5 protein-coding genes are annotated in these 2,897 nt (G+C 44.8%); 2 read left to right on the forward strand and 3 right to left on the reverse strand.

Annotated elements, in window-relative coordinates:
* Positions 1-149: 149 nt before the first annotated feature.
* Positions 150-803, forward strand: a complete 654-nt coding sequence (locus tag C7B77_RS27315) for an urea amidolyase associated protein UAAP2 (protein WP_106312461.1) — start codon at positions 150-152, stop codon at positions 801-803.
* Between the two features lie 96 nt (positions 804-899).
* On the opposite strand, the gene C7B77_RS27320 is transcribed toward C7B77_RS27315, so the two are convergent.
* From C7B77_RS27320 to C7B77_RS27330, 3 genes are all read right to left on the reverse strand, one after another.
* The gene (locus tag C7B77_RS27320; protein WP_106312464.1) at positions 900-1,352 is read right to left on the reverse strand and encodes a PIN domain-containing protein; all 453 of its coding nucleotides are present in this window, start codon (positions 1,350-1,352) and stop codon (positions 900-902) included.
* Positions 1,349-1,651, reverse strand: coding sequence for a hypothetical protein (locus C7B77_RS27325; RefSeq protein WP_245894481.1), 303 nt, complete (start codon positions 1,649-1,651; stop codon positions 1,349-1,351). The genes C7B77_RS27320 and C7B77_RS27325 overlap by 4 nt, the downstream gene beginning before the upstream one ends.
* 112 nt (positions 1,652-1,763) lie before the next feature.
* On the reverse strand, positions 1,764-2,237 hold the full coding sequence (locus tag C7B77_RS27330) for a SecY-interacting protein Syd (protein WP_106312467.1): 474 nt from the start codon (positions 2,235-2,237) through the stop codon (positions 1,764-1,766).
* Between the two features lie 50 nt (positions 2,238-2,287).
* On the opposite strand from C7B77_RS27330, the gene C7B77_RS27335 reads away from it, so the two are divergent.
* Positions 2,288-2,897: biotin carboxylase N-terminal domain-containing protein (locus C7B77_RS27335; protein ID WP_281261396.1), on the forward strand; the 610-nt coding region annotated here is incomplete at its 3' end.

A 2,897-nucleotide genomic window follows, 5' to 3' on the forward strand; every position in this document is an offset into this window, starting at 1 on the left:
CCCCAGCCCTCCCCTTATAAAGGGGAGGGAGCAAGACAAAAAAGCCCCCCCTTTATAAGGGGGGGTTGGGGGGGTAAAGATCTAAGCAGTGACTAAGAGAAATCGATCGCTCTCACATCCATTAACATCATTACCCTAATAAAATAAACATGATTTCTACAATTTCTAATCCCACACTCGATCCGGCAAATGCTATTTACGATGAAGTAATTCCCGCGCGTCAACCGTGGTCGCGAGTAGTTAAATCTGGTCAAATTCTTCGCATTATCGATCTCCAAGGCAATCAAGCAGTCGATACGCTAATGTATAATGCCCACGATCCATCCGAGCGATATAGTGCCCCCGATACGATCGTCCGTCAGGGCAATATTTTTATTACTACTGGTACAAAGATTATTTCCAATGAAGGGAATGTGATGATGACCGTAATTAATGACACCTGCGGTCGTCACGATACCGTCGGCGGTGCGTGCAGTATGGAGAGTAATTCGGTTCGCTATGGCTTGCACAAGAAGCATCTCCACGCTTGTGTGGAAAATTACTTACTAGAATTGAGCAAGTATGAGATGAACAAGCGAGATTTGGTGAGTAATATTAACTTCTATATGAATGTACCTGTCAGTGCCGATGGCAGTTTGGAAATTGTCGATGGTATTTCTGAAGCAGGGAAGATTGTCGAGCTACAAGCCGAGATGGATGTGATGGTATTAATCTCTAATTGTCCCCAGGTAAATAACCCCTGTAATGCCTACAATCCTACGCCAATTCGGTTGGTAATTTGGGATAACCAAAACCATGCGTAGGTTGGGTAGAACGAACGTGAAACCCAACGATCTTAACAAGTAATATTTGTGGATGTTGGGTTTTGTGCCTCAATCCAACCTACAGCTAGATCGATCTTAGTCAATGGATTGCCAATTAAACGCATTAATGAATCGACTCAGATGAGCTAGGTTAGTAGTTGCAACAATCGCTTCTGTATTGTCATCACAGAGCAAACGTACTTGAGCAGACAAAATAACATCACCATCCAATGCCTTTGCATCTGCTGTGGGTTGTCCGGTTTGTCTGGCTTCTGCCCAAAGGCTTGCAGCTAGCAACATTGTCTCTGTCTGAATCGGAATATATTCGAGCGTTTGCTTCAAATTGTCTAGACGATGCAAACTGCGTAACAAGCCTGCACGGAGCAGTTCTCGGCGCACCTCATAATCGGCGATTTCGGGAATAGCAACCCTTTCTCCTCGTCGCAAGAGCGTCTTTAGCCAGAATTGACAATCAAGCGGCACACCTTTTGCTTTGGGGTTTGTGACCATTCCCAGTGGGCCAGAATCTAATACGATCGGGCGACTCATGGGAACAAGGGACGATCGGATAAACGATCTTCATCGAGGGCAGTTTTTAAAAAGTCCCAAGTTTGCTGATGTTCGGCAGCGTCTTCATTGTCATCAAGCCAAGAATTCAAAAGATCGATCGCGGCTTGATTCTTCTGTGCTTGCTCGGCATTAACTATCGGTAAGGTAGCTGATGGTATATTCTGTCGAAACTGACGCAAGGTGTCCAATAAATCTGTCCAATACTCTGGTGGCGTTGCTTCAATTTCATGCAGCAGCGAGCCGAGTGAAGGGTGAGGTGAGCTAATACTATCTGCCATAGCTTAAAGATCGATCGAATGCTGGTGGCTCAATTTTAACGCAACTATTATGGGAGTGAAACTAATGGAATATGATATTTTGGAACCAGATCGAATTTTTATCGATCGAGAGCTAACTAATTGCCGTTAGAAACTCTGCTAATGATTGAGATACTTGTCGGATTGGAGGATACCCTGGTTCGCACAACCATACTTCTCCTGTGATATTATCGACTCCAAAATATAATTCTGAATCAGTATTTGCGACAAATATCGGCATATTAACAGAAACGTGTTCATTAATAATCTGGGTAATGCGATTGAAGTCTTCATCATTCCAGGCAACTCTCAACAACACAGATTCACCTGAATACTCAGCCTCAAGGGTGCCACCCCAGAAACTGCCATAGAACTCTTTGAGTGATGGATGCAGTAAAATACCTTCAAATTTAGGTGGTGGGTTCATCGCCACTGGCTGCCAAGTAATCATCCCATTATTGTCGGGAGGCAGAATTTCACAAGGAGATGGCCATTCTGGATCGTGCTCGACTTTTTCAGAAGATGCCCATTCGAGAAACTTTAATAATCTTTGTGCGACCTCACCCATTCCAGAGTTTCTCAATTAATTGAATGTACTTTTTTGATATAACTATCATTATGCTCGATCGAATCCTGATTGCCAATCGCGGCGAAATTGCCTGTAGAATCATCCGTACATTAGATCGATTAAATATCGAATCGATCGCGATCTACTCAGAGATCGATCGACATGCGCCGCATGTAAATATGGCAACCGAATCTTTCTGTATTGGCAAAGCCACCGCCGCTGAAAGTTATTTACAAGCCGATCGCATTTTACAAATCGCCCAAGAAAATCACGTTCGTGCCATCCATCCCGGCTATGGTTTCTTGAGCGAAAATGCCGACTTTGCGACGGCTTGTGAAGCTGCGGGGATTGCTTTTATCGGCCCGACACCAGCCCAAATTCAACAATTTGGACTCAAACATACCGCCCGATCGATCGCGGCTGAGAATGGCATTCCGATGTTGCTGGGTAGCGATTTACTTGAGAGTCAATCTCAAGCAGAAACGATCGCGGCGCAGATTGGCTATCCTGTCATGCTCAAAAGTACGGCTGGCGGTGGCGGAATTGGCATGGAAATCTGTCGGGATGCCGCTAGTTTAGCAGCAGCTTTCGATCGAGTCGATCGATCGAGCAGGCAAAATTTTAGTCAGGGGGGGATTTTTTTAGAGCGTTATCTCGATC

Source organism: Chamaesiphon polymorphus CCALA 037, from assembly GCF_003003845.1.
Lineage (GTDB): Bacteria > Cyanobacteriota > Cyanobacteriia > Cyanobacteriales > Chamaesiphonaceae > Chamaesiphon > Chamaesiphon polymorphus.